Consider the following 17,070-nt stretch of genomic DNA (forward strand, 5'->3'; position numbering starts at 1 on the left):
TTTTTTTCGCAGCGCATTAGGCTTCATTGGGCTGAGTGTTGCCGGCGCCACGCCAGCCCCGCGGAAATCAAAACTTGTGACGAATCCCCACTTGGAATGCGGTTTGGGAATTGTCAGCACCAGGCCCGACAGACCCACCACCGTTCTGGTTGAACATGCCCGGGTTGTACATGTCAGTTGCGTGCAGGTTTGCGACCAGCGCGTACACGTCGGTGCGCTTGCTGAACGCATAGTCGGCGCCCAAGTTGAACTGGGTCAGCTTGCCTTTGGATGCGCCGATGAAATTAGCGCGGGATTGTTGCGCAGCGGCGAGCAAGGTCAACTGGCTGTTCAGCGCATAATTGACACCGATGTCCAGCGTGTCGATTTTGTCGTTGTTGGTGCCAGCGATGGTGAATTGGCCACCGACTCCTTTTCCGAACACGGTTGCCAACGGGGCGACAGCGGCGCCAGCACTTGCTAGCGGCTGTTTGACGTGCGACCAGGAGGCGTAGAGATTCGCCGGGCCGGCTTGGTAGTTGCCGACCACGCTCCAGGTTTTGACGCAGGTGTCGCCAGCAACGCCCCCACCAGTAGCGCAGTCAAAGCCATTGGTAATGCCGAAATCAGCCGGCGTCTTACCGAGTTTGGCCTGGTAGTAACCAGCGCCGATGCCGAACGGGCCGTTGGTGTATTGGCCGGCCACACCGAATGCCGAGCCAGCGGAGCTCGAGCCAACTTCCTCACCCAGGCCATAAATGGCGCTGACGCGGACGCCGCTCATGTTCGGGGAATCCCAGCGGATCGAGTTTTCAGTGCGCTCACCGCCGAGGCGGTCCAGGTTCAACGAGTGGACGTTGTTTACGATCAGGCCGAAGGGAACAATGGCACTACCGAGATAGGACAGGTCATAAAGAGGGTCAGGTTGACGGCCGACACTAACGCTACCGAAACCACCGGACAGGCCAACCACCGTGGCGCGGCCCCATGTGCGGCCACCTTGCGCGGATGCGCCGGTGTCAGCCTTGAAACCGCCTTCGATCTTGAAAAATGCCTTCATGCCGCCACTGAGGTCTTCCGTGCCTTTGAAGCCGAGACGGGAACCATTCAGGTTGCCCGGCACCATCGACCACAAGCTGTCAGTGGCGCGCGGGTCGGTAGCGGTAGGCTTTGCAATTTTGTTTTGGTAGGTGTAGGCAAGATCAAGCAGACCGTAGACCGTCACGGAAGATTGCGCATGTGCGGCGTTTGCAAATGCGCCGATAACGGCGAGTGCGAGTAGGGATTGTTTCATTGAGTCATTCCAAAGGTTGTAAAGGTTGTCATGCCAAGATTTTCTGCCTTCAGCAAGGCCACTAAATAGTTGCTGTCAATGAATTTCAATAGATAGGGAAGCGTTTGTGCGGCGCCGATACTTTGGCCCGCACGCGCTGGTTGCTGGCTGACTTCCCGGACCTATTCTCAAAAAAAAAGCGCCCTTTTGAGACGCCGCCCGCCAACCCTTAGTAGTTGGCGTGCAGTCAGCGGTAATCGCCTCCACGCCTGCGGCGATGTCCACCATGTTGACCGGTTTGTGGTCGACGTTGACGTAGCCGAGCTCGCTCTTTGTTTCTTGCAGTAAAGCAAACGCAATGTAAACGCTTAATCTGGGTCCGGAATTGTCTTGGCGCGACGCTTTAAGTTCCCGATGCGTCATTCATCGCATTGCTTGTCAATCGGCGTCCAAATCTTTCCAGTAGGGGGCGTTTGATAAAACGGGGGAATAAAGCGTTCATATCAGAACCCAACACTTTCTGGAGCCGCGCTCCCACCAGCCAACGCCCAGGCGGAGTCCCTGATCGCCGCATCGGATAGTGCTCTGTCACGCAGCGTTTTCATTTAATTTCCCACTCAATTTCGTTGCCTGTTCCTGATCGATGCACAAAAGCGCTGGGCATCGTCCTGCGTGTCGTAATTAAGCAAGTCGCTGTCCGTTGCAATCAATTTTTTGTTGCGCGGAATCTCAATAATAACGACTACAAACCAACGCTTGAAAGCGCACCATGGCATATAAGAACTACTCAATTTGGAGCCTGATCAAAGAGGGCTTCAAACAAAATGAAGGGTGGACACCGGCTTGGCGCAGTCCCGAGCCCAAGTCCTCCTACGACGTCATCATCATCGGTGCCGGCGGGCACGGCCTGGCGACCGCTTTTTACCTTGCCAAGGAACATGGCGTGCGCAATATCGCGGTGCTGGAGCGCGGTTATCTGGGCGGCGGCAATACCGCACGCAACACCACGATCGTGCGTTCCAACTATTTGTGCGACGAAGCGTCGATGCTGTACGAGCACTCGCTCAAGTTGTGGGAAGGCTTGTCGCAGGAAATCAACTTCAACGTCATGTTCAGTCAGCGCGGCGTGTTCAATCTCGGGCACACGCTGCAGGATATGCGCGACATCGAACGCCGCGTCAATGCCAACCTGTTGAATGACATCGACGCCCAGGTGCTGTCCGCAGCCGAGGTCAAGCAGCGCATCCCGCTGCTCGATACCAGCAGCAAAGCACGCTACCCGATCATGGGTGCCAGTTTTCAGGCGCGCGCCGGTGTCGCGCGCCACGATGCGGTGGCATGGGGTTTTGCCCGCGCGGCCAGCAATCTGGGAGTCGACATTATCGAGCAATGCGAAGTCACCGGGCTGGATATTGCAGGCGGACGGATCCGCGGCGTGCAAACTTCGCGCGGCTTGATTCGTGCCGATCAAGTCGGTTGCGTGGCTGCCGGGCACTCGTCGACGCTGGCCAAAATGGCGGGCATACGCCTGCCGCTGGAAAGCCATCCACTGCAGGCCTTTGTGTCGGAATCGCTGAAGCCGATGCTGGATACCGTGGTGATGTCGAATGCGGTGCACGGTTACGTCAGTCAATCCGACAAGGGCGAACTGGTGATCGGTGCCGGCATCGACAGTTATTTGAGCTACGCGCAACGCGGCAGTCCGCACATCATTGAACATACGGCCGCCGCCATTATCCAGTTGTTCCCGATGTTCTCGCGGGTACGCATGAATCGCCAATGGGGCGGCATTGTCGATGTATCGCCGGACGCCTGCCCGATCATCGGCAAGTCGCCGGTCAAGGGCTTGTACTTCAATTGCGGCTGGGGCACGGGTGGTTTCAAGGCGACACCGGGTTCCGGCAACGTGTTTGCGCACACCATCGCGCACGATGACCCGCATCCGCTGAATGCCGCATTTGCGCTGGACCGTTTCCACACCGGGCATTTGATTGATGAGCACGGTGCAGCCGCCGTCGCGCACTAAACCTAGAAACGGCAGTTGACCGCTCACTTTTGTTTGGAAAGCCATATGAACACAACTATTCCGCCCTTCGGCACAAGTCACCAAATGGGTGAGAGCGCTACGCACCCGCTGGTGCGTTCGGACGGGCGCCTGGCTTTGTCGCTCCTCCTTGCAGGCATAGGCCTGCTGCGTCGTCGCTTCGCGCCAGCCATCCGTCCGAACGCACCATCGGGCGCGTTCAACTACCGTTTCTAGGTTAAGGAGAACTGGCTCATGTTTATATTGCACTGTCCGCACTGCGCCGAGGCGCGCGAAGAAGAAGAATTCAGCAATGCCGGGGAAGCCTTTATTGTGCGCCCGGCGACGCCCGATAGCGCCAGCGATGCCGAATGGGGCGATTACGTCTTCATGCGCAAAAATTCCAAGGGCTGGCATTGGGAGCAATGGCTGCACGCCGCCGGCTGCCGCAAGGTGGTGGTGGTCAAGCGCCACACCGCCACCCACGAAATCGCCGGCTGCTGGACGCTGGCCGAAGGCAAACGCCTTTATCTGCAGGAGGAAGCTTGAACTCGCATCGTGTAAATCGCCCCAACTCGCGCATCAAACGCGAACAGTCGCTGTCCTTCAGCTTTGACGGCAAGTCGTATCAGGGCTACGCCGGCGATACGCTGGCTTCGGCATTGCTCGCCAATGGCGTGCGCATGATCGGGCGCAGCTTCAAGTACGGTCGTCCGCGTGGCATCATCGGTGCCGGAGCGGAAGAGCCGAATGCACTGATTCAGCTGGAGCAGGGCGCCGGCACCGTTCCCAATCTGAAAGCCACGCAAGTGGAAATGTATGCCGGTTTGCAGGCGTTTTCCACCACCGGCTGGCCTTCGCTGAAGGTCGACGTGAAAAGCATCATGGGCCGTGCCGCACGGTTTATGCCGGCAGGTTTTTATTACAAGACCTTTATGGCGCCGGCGAAGATGTGGCCGCTGTATGAAGACCTGATTCGCCGCGCGGCGGGCTATGGCCATGCGCCGGAGCAGCCCGATCCGGAACACTATGATCACTTGCACCACCATGTCGATGTGTTGGTGGTGGGCGGCGGGGCTTGCGGCATCTGGTCGGCCTTGATCGCGGCCCGCGCCGGGCTGCGCGTGATGCTGGTGGACGAACAATCGGAAATGGGCGGCTGGTTATTGTCGGACCATGAATCCAACGTCGATGGTTACAGCGCGCTGACCTGGTTGCGCAGTTGCGTCAACGAGCTGGACGGCTTGCCGAATGTGACACGTTTGCCGCGCACCACCGCATTTGCGCTGCATGACCAGAATCTGGTGCAAGCGGTCGAGCTGATCCAGGACCATGTGTCGCCGGCGCAACGCAACCCCGAATTGCCGCGCCAACGTCTGCACAAAATCCGCGCCCGTCATGTGGTGTTGGCCAGCGGTGCGATTGAACGACCGCTGGTGTTTGGCAATAACGATTTGCCGGGCGTGATGACCGCGGCCGCCGGACAGACTTATCTGAACCGCTATGAGGTGCGTGCCGGACAACGCGTGCTGGTGTTGACCAGCAACGACTGGGCATATGGCGCGGCGCGCGATCTGGCGCAAGCCGGGGCAGCGGTGACGCTGGCCGACACCCGTGCCGAAGGCGGCCTCGCCGCGCGTGCCAAGGCGGCGAAAGAAGCAGGTGTGGAATTGCTCAACGGCTATGGCATTGCGTCGGCATTGGGCGGTCGCGCGGTGAGCGGCGCGCAGTTGGTGCGGCTTGATGGCCAACAAAATCGCGTGGTCGCTAGCGGGCCGAACGTGCGCTGTGATTTGCTGCTGTCGTCCGGCGGCCTGTCGCCCAACGTGCACCTGTTTTGCCACAACGGCAGCCGTCCGCAGTGGAGCGAAGAAAAGCTGGCCTTCGTTGCGCCATCTGACGGCCGCGCCGGCGTGGCTTGCGTCGGCTCGGTAGTCGGTGAATTCGGTTTGCATGCCGCGCTGGCCCAGACCACGCGCACGGTGCTGGCTTTATGCACGACGCTCGGCAAACCGACTTCGGTATCGGCACCGCGCGCGGTCGGCATCAATTGCGCAGTCGATGCGGCGCCGGCGCGCCGCATTTTCCGGGTGCCCGATGGTAAGGCGGAAGGACATGGCGCCAAGGCGTTTGTCGATTTCCAAAACGATGTGGCGGCCTCCGATATTCATCTGGCGGTGCGTGAAAACTACCGCTCGATCGAACTTGTGAAGCGTTACACGGGCTTGGGGTTCGGCACCGACCAGGGCAAGTTATCCAACGTCAATGGCTTCGCGATTACCGCTGAAGCACTGGGCAAACCGATTTCCGAAGTGGGCACCACCACCTATCGTCCCGCCTACACGCCGGTTGCGTTCGGGGTGCTGGCCGGCGCCATGTGCGGCGACACCTTCGATCCATCCCGCTACACGGCAATGCAAGCCGCGCATAGCGCGCGCGGCGCGAAGTTCGAGGTGGTCGGCCAGTGGATGCGCCCCTGGTACTTTCCCAAGGCTGGTGAAGATCTGCACGCGGCAGTCAATCGCGAATGCGTCGCGACCCGCAATGGGGTGGGCATGCTGGACGCCTCCACGCTCGGGAAAATCGATGTGCGCGGGCCGGATGCGCGCGAATTCCTGAACCGGGTGTACGCCAACGCCTGGAGTCAGCTGGCACCGGGGAAATGCCGTTACGGCTTGATGCTGGATGAAAACGGCATGGTCATGGACGACGGCGTGACCGCTTGCCTGGACGATCAGCATTTCCTGATGACCACGACCACCGGCGGCGCCGCGCGCGTGATGTCATGGCTGGAACGCTGGCTGCAAACGGAATGGCCTGAGCTGAAGGTGTATCTGACGTCGGTCACCGACCATTGGGCCACCTCCGCGCTGGTGGGGCCGAAGAGCCGCGCCGTGCTCGCCAGATTATGCAGCGATATCGATCTGTCGCCCGAAGCGTTCAAGTTCATGGATTGTCGGGCCGGGACCGTGGCCGGGATTCCGGCGCGCGTATTCCGCATCAGCTTTTCCGGCGAGTTGGCGTATGAGGTCAACGTCGATGCCAGCTACGGCCACTACATGTGGGAAGCGCTGATGAAGGCCGGGGCTGAATTTGACATTACGCCCTACGGCACCGAAACCATGCACGTGCTGCGTGCGGAAAAGGGCTTCATCATCGTTGGACAGGATACCGATGGTTCGGTCACGCCGATCGACCTTGGCATGAGCTGGGCGGTCAGCATGAAGAAGCCGTATTCATTCCTCGGCAAGCGTTCGCTGGCGCGCGCCGATACGGCCCGCAGCGATCGCAAGCAAATGGTCGGTTTGATGACCGAAGACCCGCACGCGGTATTGACCGAGGGTGCGCAGATCCTGGAGAGCCCGCACACCGGCGGCCAGGTGCAGATGCTGGGGCATGTCACCTCCAGTTATCACAGTGCTTTCCTGGGACATTCAGTCGCGCTGGCCATGGTGGAAGGCGGCGCGGTCAAGGAAGGCCAAACCCTGTATGCGTGGGATGGCGGCAAAGTCACCAAGGCGAAAATCGTTTCACCGGTATTTGTTGATCCGCAAGGAGGACGTCACAATGTTTAATGCCTATTTGCAAGCTCCGTCGGGAGGCGGCCCGATGCTCAAAGGCTACTCGCACTCGCCGTCGGGAGCCGGCACCGCGTTCAAACCGTATCTGCAATCGCCGCTGCATGCCTTCGGTCTGCAGGCCAAAGCGCGCCCGCAAGACGACACGTGCGGCGTCTGGATGAACGAGGTGCCGCTGTTGGGCTACCTCGTGGTGCGCGGCGATGCGCAAGATGCCGCTTTCAACGCGGCCGTGCAAGACGTGCTCGGTGTCGCGCCGCCGACCCAGCCCAGCAGCTTTATCCGCACACCGCATGGCGTGCTGTTGTGGCAGGCACCGGACGAATGGCTGCTGGTGTGTGCCCGTGCACAACTGGCAAATTGCCTGGCCCGCCTGCAAGCGGCATCGGATGGCCTGCATGCGCAGATGGTGGACAATTCCGGCGGCTTGACGCAAGTGTATTTGAGCGGAACCAAGCAGCTCGCGGTGCTGCACCATGTGGGCGTGTACGACTTTTCGACGATTACCGAGGGACGGGCAGTCGGCACCGTGTGCGGCAAGGCCAACATGCTGGTGTATCGGATCGATGCACACGGCGTGTTTGTGATTTTCCGGCGCAGCTTTGCCGATTATGTGTGGCCCCTGCTGCGCCAGGCAGCCCGTCCGTATGGCTTGGGCATCAGCGAGCTCGAACATGACGCCGGCCATCCCGTCCTCGGTTTGCTATAGGAAGGCCGCGCCATGCCATTTAGCGTATTCGAAGTGTTCCGCATCGGCATCGGGCCTTCCAGCTCGCATACCGTCGGCCCGATGCTGGCAGTCAGTCGTTTCTTGCAGCTATTGCATCCGCAACTGACGCAAGTGGCGCGCGTGCAGGTAGATTTATATGGCTCGCTGGCGTTGACCGGCGTTGGTCACTGCACCGATGGTGCGGTGCTGTTGGGATTGCTGGGGGAAGTGCCGCATCGGGTCGATCCGGCCAGCGCGCAGCAGCGCATCGATGCGGTTCGCTCGCAACAGCGCTTAGTGCTGGGCGGCGTGCAGGAGATAGCTTTTGCCTGCGACCACGATCTGTTGTTTCACAAGCGGCAGAGTCTGCCGCAACACCCGAATGGGATGCGCTTGCGTGCTTACGACGCGCACGGCGCACTGCTGTTGCAGCGCGATTATTTTTCGATTGGCGGCGGCGCGGTGATGGACGAGGCGGAAATCGCAGCGCACGCCAGCAGCAGCGGGCAAGCCCATGCCGGGCCATGCCCTTTTGCCAGCGCACAGGATTTGTTGGCATGGTGCGAACGTGAAAATTGCAGCATCGCCGATATCGTCTGGAAAAATGAACTGACCTATCAAGACGCGGAGAGCACCCGCGCGCGGCTGATGGCGGTGTGGCAGGTCATGTGCACCTGCATCGAGCGCGGTCTCAACACCGAGGGCGTGCTGCCTGGCGGCTTGAACGTGAAACGCCGCGCTCCTGCGCTGTATCGGCAAGCGGGCTTCGGGCATAACGGCAAATTGACCGCCGATTTTGCCTTGATGGATCTGGTCAGCGCGTTTGCGATTGCGGTGAATGAAGAAAATGCCAGCGGCGGGCGCGTGGTCACCGCGCCGACCAATGGCTCGGCCGGCGTGATTCCCGCTGTGCTGTCTTATTACACGCGCTATTGCGAGGGCGCCGACGACGATGGCGTGCAGCGGTTTTTACTCACCGCAGCAGGAATCGGCATGCTGTATAAACGCAACGCCTCGATTTCCGCCGCTGAAATGGGCTGCCAAGGCGAGATCGGCGTGTCGTGCTCGATGGCGGCTGCCGGCTTGGCGGCGGTGCTGGGCGGCAGCAATGCACAGATTGAAAATGCCGCCGAGATTGCGATGGAACATTGCCTGGGCATGACCTGCGATCCGATCAATGGTTTGGTGCAAGTGCCTTGCATCGAGCGCAACAGCATGGGCGCGATCAAGGCGATCAATGCGGCCCGGATGGCCTTGATGAGCGACGGCACGCATCTGGTGTCGCTCGATCAAGTGATCGAAACCATGCGCCAGACCGGCGTCGATATGCAGAGCAAATATAAAGAAACCTCGCTTGGCGGACTGGCGGTCAACGTCGTCTACTGCTAACAACGAAACTTAGGCAACCTAATCTACGGAGAACCCATGTTGAACCAGTCTTTCTTTAGCGGCACGCTGTCCGAAACCGATCCCCAAATCATGGCCGGCATCAGCGGCGAACTGTTGCGCCAGCGCGACCAGATCGAAATGATTGCGTCCGAAAACATCGTTTCGCGCGCGGTCATGGAAGCGCAGGGTTCGGTGCTGACCAACAAATACGCCGAAGGGTATCCGGGCAAACGCTATTACGGCGGCTGCGAACAAGTCGATGTGGTCGAGAGCCTGGCGATTGAGCGCGTCACGCAATTGTTCGGCTCGCGCTTTGCCAACGTGCAGCCGCACTCGGGCGCACAAGCCAATGGCGCGGTCATGCTGGCATTGCTGCAGCCGGGCGACACCGTGCTGGGCATGGCGTTGTCGGCGGGCGGACATTTGACGCATGGCGCCAAGCCGGCCATGTCTGGCAAATGGTTCAAGGCGGTGCAATATGGTGTGCGGCGCGAAGACAGCCGGGTCGATTACGACGAAGTGGAACGGTTGGCGCATGAACATAAACCGAAGATGATCATTGCCGGATTTTCGGCCTATCCACGCGAGATCGATTGGGCGCGTTTTCGCGCGATTGCCGACGCGGTAGGTGCTTACCTGATGGTCGATATGGCACACATTGCCGGACTGGTCGCGGCTGGCGTGCACGCCAGCCCGGTGCCGCATGCGCACGTGACGACGTCGACCACGCACAAGACCCTGCGCGGACCGCGCGGCGGCCTGATCTTGACGAACGATGAAGAGATCGCGAAAAAGATCAACTCCGCAGTATTCCCAGGTTTGCAAGGCGGACCCTTGATGCACGTGATCGCAGGCAAGGCGGTTGCGTTTGCCGAAGCGCTGCGGCCCGACTTCAAGCACTACATCCAGTCCGTGGTCGACAATGCGCGCGCGCTGGGCGAAGTGCTGAAAGCCGGCGGCGTCGACCTGGTGACCGGCGGCACCGACAACCATTTATTGCTGGTCGATCTGCGGCCGATGGGATTAAAAGGCAATCAAACCGAGCATGCGCTGGAGCGCGCCGGCTTCACTTGCAATAAAAACGGTATTCCATTCGACGATGAAAAGCCGACCATCACCTCCGGCGTGCGTCTGGGCACTTCGGCGGGCACCACGCGCGGCTTCGGTGTGGAGGAGTTCCGCCGGATTGGCGCGTTGATGCTGGAAGTGTTGAACGGCTTGCGCGACAACCCGCAAGGCAATGCCGCGATCGAGCAACGCGTACGTGCCGAAGTGTCGACACTGTGCGCACAATTCCCGATTTACTGAGCGCCGCCACACAATTTTCAGGAGAGAACATGAGCAATCTGCATAACGATTCCGTGGTAATCGACGGCTTGATTATTGCCAAATGGGATCGCTCGATATTTGAGGACATGCGCCGCGGCGGCTTGAGCGCGGCCAACTGCACCGTGTCGGTGTGGGAAGGATTTCAGGATACCGTCAACAATATCGCGGACATGAAGAAGCTGATCCGAGAGAACGGCGAACTGGTTTCGCTGGTGCGTACCACGCAAGACATTCTGGATTCCAAAAAGAGCAATAAAACCGGCATCGTGCTGGGCTTTCAGAATGCGCATGCGTTTGAAGACAACCTCGGCTATATCGAAGCCTATGCCGACATGGGGGTGCGGGTAGTGCAGCTTTGCTACAACACGCAAAACCTGATCGGCACCGGCTGTTATGAGCGCGACGGTGGTTTGTCCGGTTTCGGCCGCGAAGCGATCGCGGAAATGAATCGGGTCGGCATCATGGTCGATCTCTCGCATGTCGGCGGCAACACTTCGCAAGAAGCGATTCTCGAATCGAAAAAACCGGTCTGCTATTCGCACTGCCTGCCTTCCGGCCTGAAAGAACATGCGCGCAACAAGAGCGACGAACAGTTGCGCTTCATCGCCGATCACGGCGGCTTCATTGGCGTGACCATGTTCCCGCCATTCCTGAAGCGCGGCATCGAGGCAACGGTGGATGACTATGTGGAGGCGATCGATTACGTGATCAACCTGGTTGGTGAAGATTGCGTTGGCGTCGGCACCGACTTCACGCAAGGTTACGACAAGGGGTTTTTTGACTGGATCACGCATGACAAGGGACGCTATCGCAAGCTGACCAGCTTCGGCACGATATTGAATCCGCTCGGCATCCGCACCATAGGTGAATTTCCGAATCTGACCGCAGCGATGGAAAAAGCAGGGTGGAAGGAAGCGCGTATCCGCAAGGTATTGGGCGAGAACTGGGTGCGTGTGTTTGCTGAGGTCTGGGGCGCATGACGACAGCTTTGTTGGCGCATTGATTACAACTGTTCTCTCATAAGAAAGACCCAACCATGAAACCGCAATTGCCAATCGACGTAGATGAAAGCACCGGCGTATGGACTACCGACAGCCTGCCGATGCTGTATGTGCCGCGGCATTTTTTTGTCAACAACCATGCGGCGATTGAAGCTGCGTTGGGGCGCGAGCGCTATGCGCAACAGTTATACGATGCCGGCTACAAGTCGGCCTATTACTGGTGCGACAAGGAAGCGGCCATGCATGGCTTATCCGGTATCGCAGTGTATGAGCATTATCTGAAGCGCCTGTCGCAGCGCGGCTGGGGCTTGTTTGCTTTTGAGTCAGCCGACGCGGCAACCGGCCATGCCCGCATTACGCTGCACCATTCCACCTTTGTGCTGGCGCAACCCGAAGCGACAGACAAGCTGTGCTACATGTTTGCCGGCTGGTTTTCCGGTGCGATGGATTGGGTGGCCAAGAACACCGACCGCAGTTACACGACTGTCAGCCGCGAAACGCAATGCGCGGCCGAAGGCCATGCGTACTGCGTGTTTACCGTTGAACCAAAATAAGAGGTTTGCATGCGCTATCCGAACCTGTTTGCGCCGATCACCTTGAACAAGGTGACGATTCGCAATCGCATCATCAGCACCGCGCATGCCGAGGTGTACGCCGAAAACGGTTTGCCGGGCGAGCGGTACATCCGCTATTACGAAGAAAAAGCCAAAGGCGGCCTGGGCCTGGCGATTTGCGGTGGCTCCAGCTCGGTCTCCATCGATAGCCCGCAGGGCTGGTGGAAATCGGTCGATCTGTCGCATGACCGCATCATCGAGCCGTTGGCGCGCCTGGCCGAAACCATGCACAAGCATGGTGCAAAAATCATGATTCAGGCGACCCATATGGGGCGCCGTTCCAATTATCACGGCGAACATTGGCCGCACCTGGTCACCCCTTCCGGCATCCGCGAGCCGGTGCATCGTGGCAATGCCAAGACCATCGAGATGCATGAGATCCGCCGCATCGTGCAAGATTTTGCTGCGGCCGCAAAGAGAGTGCAGGCGGCAGGCATGGATGGCATCGAAATCTCTGCCGCACACCAGCATTTAATCGACCAATTCTGGAGCCCGCGCACCAACAAGCGGGTCGACGAATATGGTGGCAGTCTGCAAAACCGCTTGCGCTTCGGGATTGAGGTGCTGACCGCGGTGCGCGAAGCAGTCGGCAGCGATTTTTGCGTAGGCTTGCGCATGTGCGGCGATGAATTCCACGAAGATGGCTTGAGCCACGAGATGCTCAAGGAAATTGCGCAAGCAATGGAGCAGACCGGGCTGATCGATTTCATCAGCGTGATTGGCTCCGGTGCCGATACGCATAACACGCTAGTCAATTGCATGCCGCCGATGGCGTTGCCGCCGGAGCCTTTCGTGCACTTGGCGACCGGCATCAAATCGGTCGTGTCGTTGCCGGTGATGCACGCGCAAAGCATACGCGACCCGGTGCAGGCCGAGCGCATTCTGGCGGCTGGCATGTGCGATCTGGTCGGCATGACGCGCGCGCATATCGCCGACCCGTATCTGGTGGTGAAAATTCGCGACGGGCGCGAAGACCAGATCAAGCAATGCGTCGGCGCCAACTATTGCATCGATCGCCAATATAACGGACTGGATGTGCTATGCGTGCAAAACGCCGCCACCAGCCGCGAGCAAACCATGCCGCACCTGATTGAAAAATCGCAAGGGAAAAAGCGCAAGGTGGTCGTGGTCGGCGCCGGCCCAGCCGGGCTGGAAGCGGCCCGCGTCGCGCGCGAACGCGGCCACGACGTGGTGTTGTTTGAAAAGAGCGAGCAGGTCGGTGGTCAAATCATGCTCGCTGCCAAGGCGCCGCAACGCGAACAAATGGCCGGCATCGTGCGCTGGTTCGATATGGAAACCAAGCGCCTGGGGGTGGATCGTCGCATGGGTGTGGCAGCCGATGCTAAAACCATTATGGCGGAGCAACCCGATATCGTGGTGCTAGCCACCGGCGGCACCAGTCATACCGGGCAAGTGCCGGCGTGGGGCGCGAGTGAAGGCTTGGCGGTCAGCAGTTGGGACATACTTTCCGGCAAAGTGGCGCCTGGAAAAAATGTGCTGGTGTATGACGGCGTCAGCAACCAGGCCGGTGCCGGCGTGACTGACTTCTTGGCGAGCCGCGGCAGTGTCGTCGAAATCGTCACGCCCGATGTCAAAGTGGCGGACGACGTGGGCGGTACCACCTTCCCGATTTTCTACCGCCGCATGTATGCGCAAGGCGTCGTGATGACGCCCAATTACTGGCTCGACAGCGTGCAGCGCGAGGGCGACAAGCTGATTGCGGTGCTGCGCAACGAATATACCGAAGAGCTGGAAGAGCGCGAAGTCGATCAAGTCGTGATCGAAAACGGCATCCTGCCCAACGATGGCCTGTATTGGGAGCTGAAAGAGCGTTCCGCCAATCTGGGGCAAACCGACATCCACACGCTGTTTGCCGCAGAGCCGCAACCCAGTCTGGCGCAGCCATTGGAAAACGGCCAGTTCCTGTTGTTCCGGGTCGGCGACTGCGTGTCGATGCATAACATCCATGCGGCCATTTACGATGCGCTGCGCTTGTGCAAGGACTTTTAATATGCTTCCGCTGGTCCTGACTCTATTGTTCTGGTGTGCCTTCGGGCTGCTGCTGCTGGGCTTGGCGCAGCGCGCGCGACTGTGGCACAACGGTCGCCCTGCGAGAGTTGCGTGGAGCGGTTTGCTGGCGATTCCGAAACGCTATTTTGTCGACTTGCATCATGTGGTGGCGCGCGAGCCTTTCATTGCGCGTTCTCACGTGGCAGTGGCAGGCGGTGCGGTATTGGCGATTCTGGTCATTGCGATCAACTACGGGCTGGCATTGTATTCACCGCTGTTGGACCGCGTGCTGCTGGCAGCCTCGGCCTTGATGTTGACAGGCTCGGCACTGATGGCTTGGCGTCGGCGTGCGCCACCCACCCGTTTGTCGCGCGGGCCCTGGATGCGCCTGCCTTTTACGCTGGCCGTTTTTGCCTGCGGTGCCGGTTTGGCCGCATGGTGGGCGCCTGCCAGCGGCCAGGCTCCGGCTTTCATCGTCATTGCGCTGCTGGTAATAGGCGGTGCCGAACTGGCACTCGGGATTGGTGCTGGCGGCCCGATGAAACACGCGGTCGCCGGTTTGCTGCATTTGGCATTTCATCCGCGTCCCGAACGTTTTTCCGGCAAGCGCTCGACCGATTTGAAGCCGCTCCAATTGTCCAGGGGCGACTATGGAGTCGCGAAACCGGCGGATTTCGCCTGGAACCGCCTGTTGTCCTTCGATGCCTGCGTGCAGTGCGGCAAGTGCGAAGCGGCTTGCCCGGCGCTCGCGGCCGGGCAACCACTGAATCCCAAAAAGCTGATTCAGGATCTGGTGGCAGGCTTGGCCAGCAAAAGCGATGCGGCCTATGCCGGCACGCCTTATCCCGGCAAGCCGGTCGGGCAACACCGGGGCGCGCCGCACCAGGCGATCGTGCCGGGCTTGATCGATGCCGACACGATCTGGTCTTGCACCACTTGCCGCGCCTGCGTGCAGGAATGCCCGATGCTGATCGAGCATGTCGATGCCATCGTCGACCTGCGCCGCGAGCAAACTATGGTGCAAGGTGCGGTGCCTGGAAAGGGGGCGCAAGCGCTGGAGAATTTACGCCATACCGACACCGTCGGCGGCTATCCGAAGGCGGTGCGTTATCACTGGGCGATCGACTTGAATGTACCGACGCTCGCGACCGGGCAGGAAATCGAATGGCTATTGATTGCCGGTGAAGGCGCATTCGATATGCGTTATCAGCGGGCGCTGCGCGCCTTGGTGCGGGTGCTGCAACATGCGGGCGTACGCTTTGCGGTGCTGGGCGAGGCCGAGCTCGATAGTGGCGATCTGGCGCGCCGTTTGGGTGATGAAGCGACGTTTCAAAAACTGGCGCAGGGCAATATCGCGCTGCTCGATGGATTGCAATTCAAGCACATCGTCACGCCGGACCCGCATGTCTTCCATTGCCTGAAAAATGAATATCCGGTACTGGGTGGTCGCTACGATGTATGGCACCACAGCCAATTGCTAGCGCAGTTGTTCCAGCAGCAGCGGATCCGCCTGAAAGACGCGCCGCCCGCTGCGCCGCTGACTTATCACGACCCTTGCTATCTGGGCCGCTATAACGGCGAACTCGAAGCGCCACGCGCGGTATTGCGCGCACTCGGTATCAGCGTGCGCGAAATGGAACGTTCGCGCGAACGCGGCCGCTGTTGCGGCGGCGGCGGCGGGGCGCCGTTTACCGATATTCCGGGTACCACGCGGATTCCCGATATTCGCATTGCCGATGCGCGCGCCACCGGTGCCGAGACGGTCGCCGTAGCGTGCCCGAACTGTACCGGGATGCTCGAAGGCGTGGTGGGTCCACGCCCGGAAGTGATGGAATTGGCCGAACTGGTTGCGCAACGCTTGGGGGATTAAATGGAACATCAGCAGGCTGTGCGCCGCGTCAATCCGCGCCGTCCCTATGTCATCGCCGCCAGCGGCAGGAAGCGCATCATCGTCGGGACCGAACAGGGTTCGCGCGAGGTGCATACGTCGCAACATGCGGCACAACAAAAGCCCTTGCGCAGCACGCAGGCAGCCAGCCGTCACATCCTGGTGTTGCTGCATAGCGAACGCGGCGCGCTGGACGAACATGCGCGACAGGCGATTGCCGCTGCCGCGCTGCTGGCCGATGCGCACACCGGTGTCGTGGTGGCCGTGCTGGGCGGCACCGGCGAAGAGCTGGGCGCGGCTGCGGCGGATACCGTGATCCAGCTGCCGCAACTCGCGGCCACGCAGTTTAATCCGGCCCTCAAGCTGGCGCTGGTACAGGAACTCATTGCCAGATATCAGCCGCAGCACATTCTCCTGCCCGACCGCAACGCCGATGCCGATCTGGGGCGCCGGCTGGCTGCGCGCACCCGGCGCACGATTGCGACCGACGTGGTGGAGCTGAGCAGCGACAGCGCTTGCCGCATCATTCCAGGCGGCAGATTCGCGCGCTGTGCCTTGCCTGACATCATGCTGCTGGCGCGCCATGCCGTCGATGCGAATCTGCCTTTCGTCGGGCATGGTCAAGTGCAACCGGCGCCAGTACTGGCGGCCTTGCCGGACGAAGGCGTGCGCGATCTGGGTTTGGAAGCGAGCAGCCCGGATCAGATTGCGCTGGAAGAAGCCGATTTCATTATGTCGGGCGGCAACGGCATGCGCGATATGGAAAGTTTTACCGCGTTGGCGCAAGTGCTGGGTGCCGCCACCGGCGCGTCGCGGGTCGCTGTGGACGATGGGCGCTTTGCGCGCGGCAAGCAAATCGGTGCCACCGGCAAGACCGTGCAGGCCAGCGTGTATCTGGCGCTCGGCATCTCCGGCGCGGTCCAGCATTTGCAAGGCATTAAAGATTGCCGCCATGTGATTTCGGTCAACCTGGATGAGAGCGCACCGATTGCCAAGCGCGCCAATCTGACCTTGGTCGAGGATACGCAAGCCTTGATGCAAGCGTTGTTGCAATTGGTGCAACAGGCGCGTACTGCGAGTACGTATTAGTAGGACTTACGCAAATGAGTGCATTTGTAGGATGGGTAGAGCGTAGCGAAACCCATCATCAGGTGTATCAGGAAAAAGCGATGGGTTTCGCTATGCTCTACCCATCCTACGACCTGGTCTTTACCCGTGAGTCTCAAGAGTCAAGCACAGCGCGGTTTTTAGGCTCCTCCCCCTTCAAGGGGGAGGTT

Annotated in this window: 13 protein-coding genes; 12 read left to right on the forward strand and 1 reads right to left on the reverse strand. The window is 60.0% G+C overall.

Going from position 1 to position 17,070, the window contains the following annotated elements:
* Positions 1-67 precede the first annotated feature (67 nt).
* Positions 68-1,273, reverse strand: a complete 1,206-nt coding sequence (locus ACFOFO_RS18905; RefSeq protein ID WP_390332406.1) for a porin — start codon at positions 1,271-1,273, stop codon at positions 68-70.
* Positions 1,274-2,021: 748 nt separating this feature from the next.
* Between ACFOFO_RS18905 and ACFOFO_RS18910 the strand changes: the two genes are divergently transcribed.
* The 12 genes from ACFOFO_RS18910 to ACFOFO_RS18965 are packed head-to-tail and all read left to right on the forward strand — an operon-like array spanning position 2,022 to position 16,882.
* Positions 2,022-3,278 (forward strand): sarcosine oxidase subunit beta family protein, encoded by a 1,257-nt coding sequence (locus ACFOFO_RS18910; RefSeq protein WP_390322455.1) that lies wholly within the window; start codon positions 2,022-2,024, stop codon positions 3,276-3,278.
* 45 nt (positions 3,279-3,323) lie between these two features.
* Positions 3,324-3,512, forward strand: coding sequence for a hypothetical protein (locus ACFOFO_RS18915; protein WP_390332409.1), 189 nt, complete (start codon positions 3,324-3,326; stop codon positions 3,510-3,512).
* A gap of 18 nt (positions 3,513-3,530) precedes the next feature.
* A complete protein-coding gene (locus ACFOFO_RS18920; RefSeq protein WP_390322456.1) occupies positions 3,531-3,824 on the forward strand; it encodes a sarcosine oxidase subunit delta in 294 nt (97 codons plus the stop codon).
* Entirely contained in the window at positions 3,821-6,850 is a 3,030-nt protein-coding gene (locus ACFOFO_RS18925) for a sarcosine oxidase subunit alpha family protein (RefSeq protein ID WP_390322457.1), read from the forward strand. The genes ACFOFO_RS18920 and ACFOFO_RS18925 overlap by 4 nt, the downstream gene beginning before the upstream one ends.
* Positions 6,843-7,562 (forward strand): sarcosine oxidase subunit gamma, encoded by a 720-nt coding sequence (locus ACFOFO_RS18930; RefSeq protein ID WP_390322458.1) that lies wholly within the window; start codon positions 6,843-6,845, stop codon positions 7,560-7,562. Before ACFOFO_RS18925 ends, ACFOFO_RS18930 begins: the two co-directional genes overlap by 8 nt.
* 12 nt (positions 7,563-7,574) lie before the next feature.
* On the forward strand, positions 7,575-8,951 hold the full coding sequence (locus ACFOFO_RS18935; protein WP_390322459.1) for an L-serine ammonia-lyase: 1,377 nt from the start codon (positions 7,575-7,577) through the stop codon (positions 8,949-8,951).
* 36 nt (positions 8,952-8,987) lie between these two features.
* Complete coding sequence (locus tag ACFOFO_RS18940) at positions 8,988-10,259, forward strand: serine hydroxymethyltransferase (RefSeq protein ID WP_390332410.1); 1,272 nt, start codon at positions 8,988-8,990, stop codon at positions 10,257-10,259.
* 29 nt (positions 10,260-10,288) lie between these two features.
* On the forward strand, positions 10,289-11,260 hold the full coding sequence (locus ACFOFO_RS18945) for a dipeptidase (RefSeq protein ID WP_390322461.1): 972 nt from the start codon (positions 10,289-10,291) through the stop codon (positions 11,258-11,260).
* Between the two features lie 56 nt (positions 11,261-11,316).
* Positions 11,317-11,835 carry a DUF5943 domain-containing protein gene (locus ACFOFO_RS18950; protein WP_390322462.1) on the forward strand — a complete coding sequence of 173 codons (519 nt, stop codon included), beginning with the start codon at positions 11,317-11,319 and terminating at the stop codon, positions 11,833-11,835.
* Between the two features lie 9 nt (positions 11,836-11,844).
* Positions 11,845-13,905 (forward strand): oxidoreductase, encoded by a 2,061-nt coding sequence (locus ACFOFO_RS18955; protein WP_390332413.1) that lies wholly within the window; start codon positions 11,845-11,847, stop codon positions 13,903-13,905.
* Between the two features lies 1 nt (position 13,906).
* The gene (locus tag ACFOFO_RS18960; RefSeq protein WP_390332415.1) at positions 13,907-15,775 is read left to right on the forward strand and encodes a (Fe-S)-binding protein; all 1,869 of its coding nucleotides are present in this window, start codon (positions 13,907-13,909) and stop codon (positions 15,773-15,775) included.
* Positions 15,776-16,882 carry an electron transfer flavoprotein subunit alpha/FixB family protein gene (locus ACFOFO_RS18965; protein WP_390322464.1) on the forward strand — a complete coding sequence of 369 codons (1,107 nt, stop codon included), beginning with the start codon at positions 15,776-15,778 and terminating at the stop codon, positions 16,880-16,882. It abuts the gene before it with no gap.
* The last annotated feature ends 188 nt before the right edge of the window (positions 16,883-17,070 follow it).

This window comes from Pseudundibacterium arcticum (assembly GCF_042646465.1).
Lineage (GTDB): Bacteria > Pseudomonadota > Gammaproteobacteria > Burkholderiales > Burkholderiaceae_D > Undibacterium_A > Undibacterium_A arcticum.

Coding starts and splice junctions, on each gene's coding strand:
- ACFOFO_RS18905 (WP_390332406.1), bottom strand. CDS start 1,273: ATGAAACAATCCCTACTCGCACTCGCCGTTATCGGCGCATTTGCAAAC.
- ACFOFO_RS18910 (WP_390322455.1), top strand. CDS start 2,022: ATGGCATATAAGAACTACTCAATTTGGAGCCTGATCAAAGAGGGCTTC.
- ACFOFO_RS18915 (WP_390332409.1), top strand. CDS start 3,324: ATGAACACAACTATTCCGCCCTTCGGCACAAGTCACCAAATGGGTGAG.
- ACFOFO_RS18920 (WP_390322456.1), top strand. CDS start 3,531: ATGTTTATATTGCACTGTCCGCACTGCGCCGAGGCGCGCGAAGAAGAA.
- ACFOFO_RS18930 (WP_390322458.1), top strand. CDS start 6,843: ATGTTTAATGCCTATTTGCAAGCTCCGTCGGGAGGCGGCCCGATGCTC.
- ACFOFO_RS18935 (WP_390322459.1), top strand. CDS start 7,575: ATGCCATTTAGCGTATTCGAAGTGTTCCGCATCGGCATCGGGCCTTCC.
- ACFOFO_RS18940 (WP_390332410.1), top strand. CDS start 8,988: ATGTTGAACCAGTCTTTCTTTAGCGGCACGCTGTCCGAAACCGATCCC.
- ACFOFO_RS18945 (WP_390322461.1), top strand. CDS start 10,289: ATGAGCAATCTGCATAACGATTCCGTGGTAATCGACGGCTTGATTATT.
- ACFOFO_RS18950 (WP_390322462.1), top strand. CDS start 11,317: ATGAAACCGCAATTGCCAATCGACGTAGATGAAAGCACCGGCGTATGG.
- ACFOFO_RS18955 (WP_390332413.1), top strand. CDS start 11,845: ATGCGCTATCCGAACCTGTTTGCGCCGATCACCTTGAACAAGGTGACG.
- ACFOFO_RS18960 (WP_390332415.1), top strand. CDS start 13,907: ATGCTTCCGCTGGTCCTGACTCTATTGTTCTGGTGTGCCTTCGGGCTG.
- ACFOFO_RS18965 (WP_390322464.1), top strand. CDS start 15,776: ATGGAACATCAGCAGGCTGTGCGCCGCGTCAATCCGCGCCGTCCCTAT.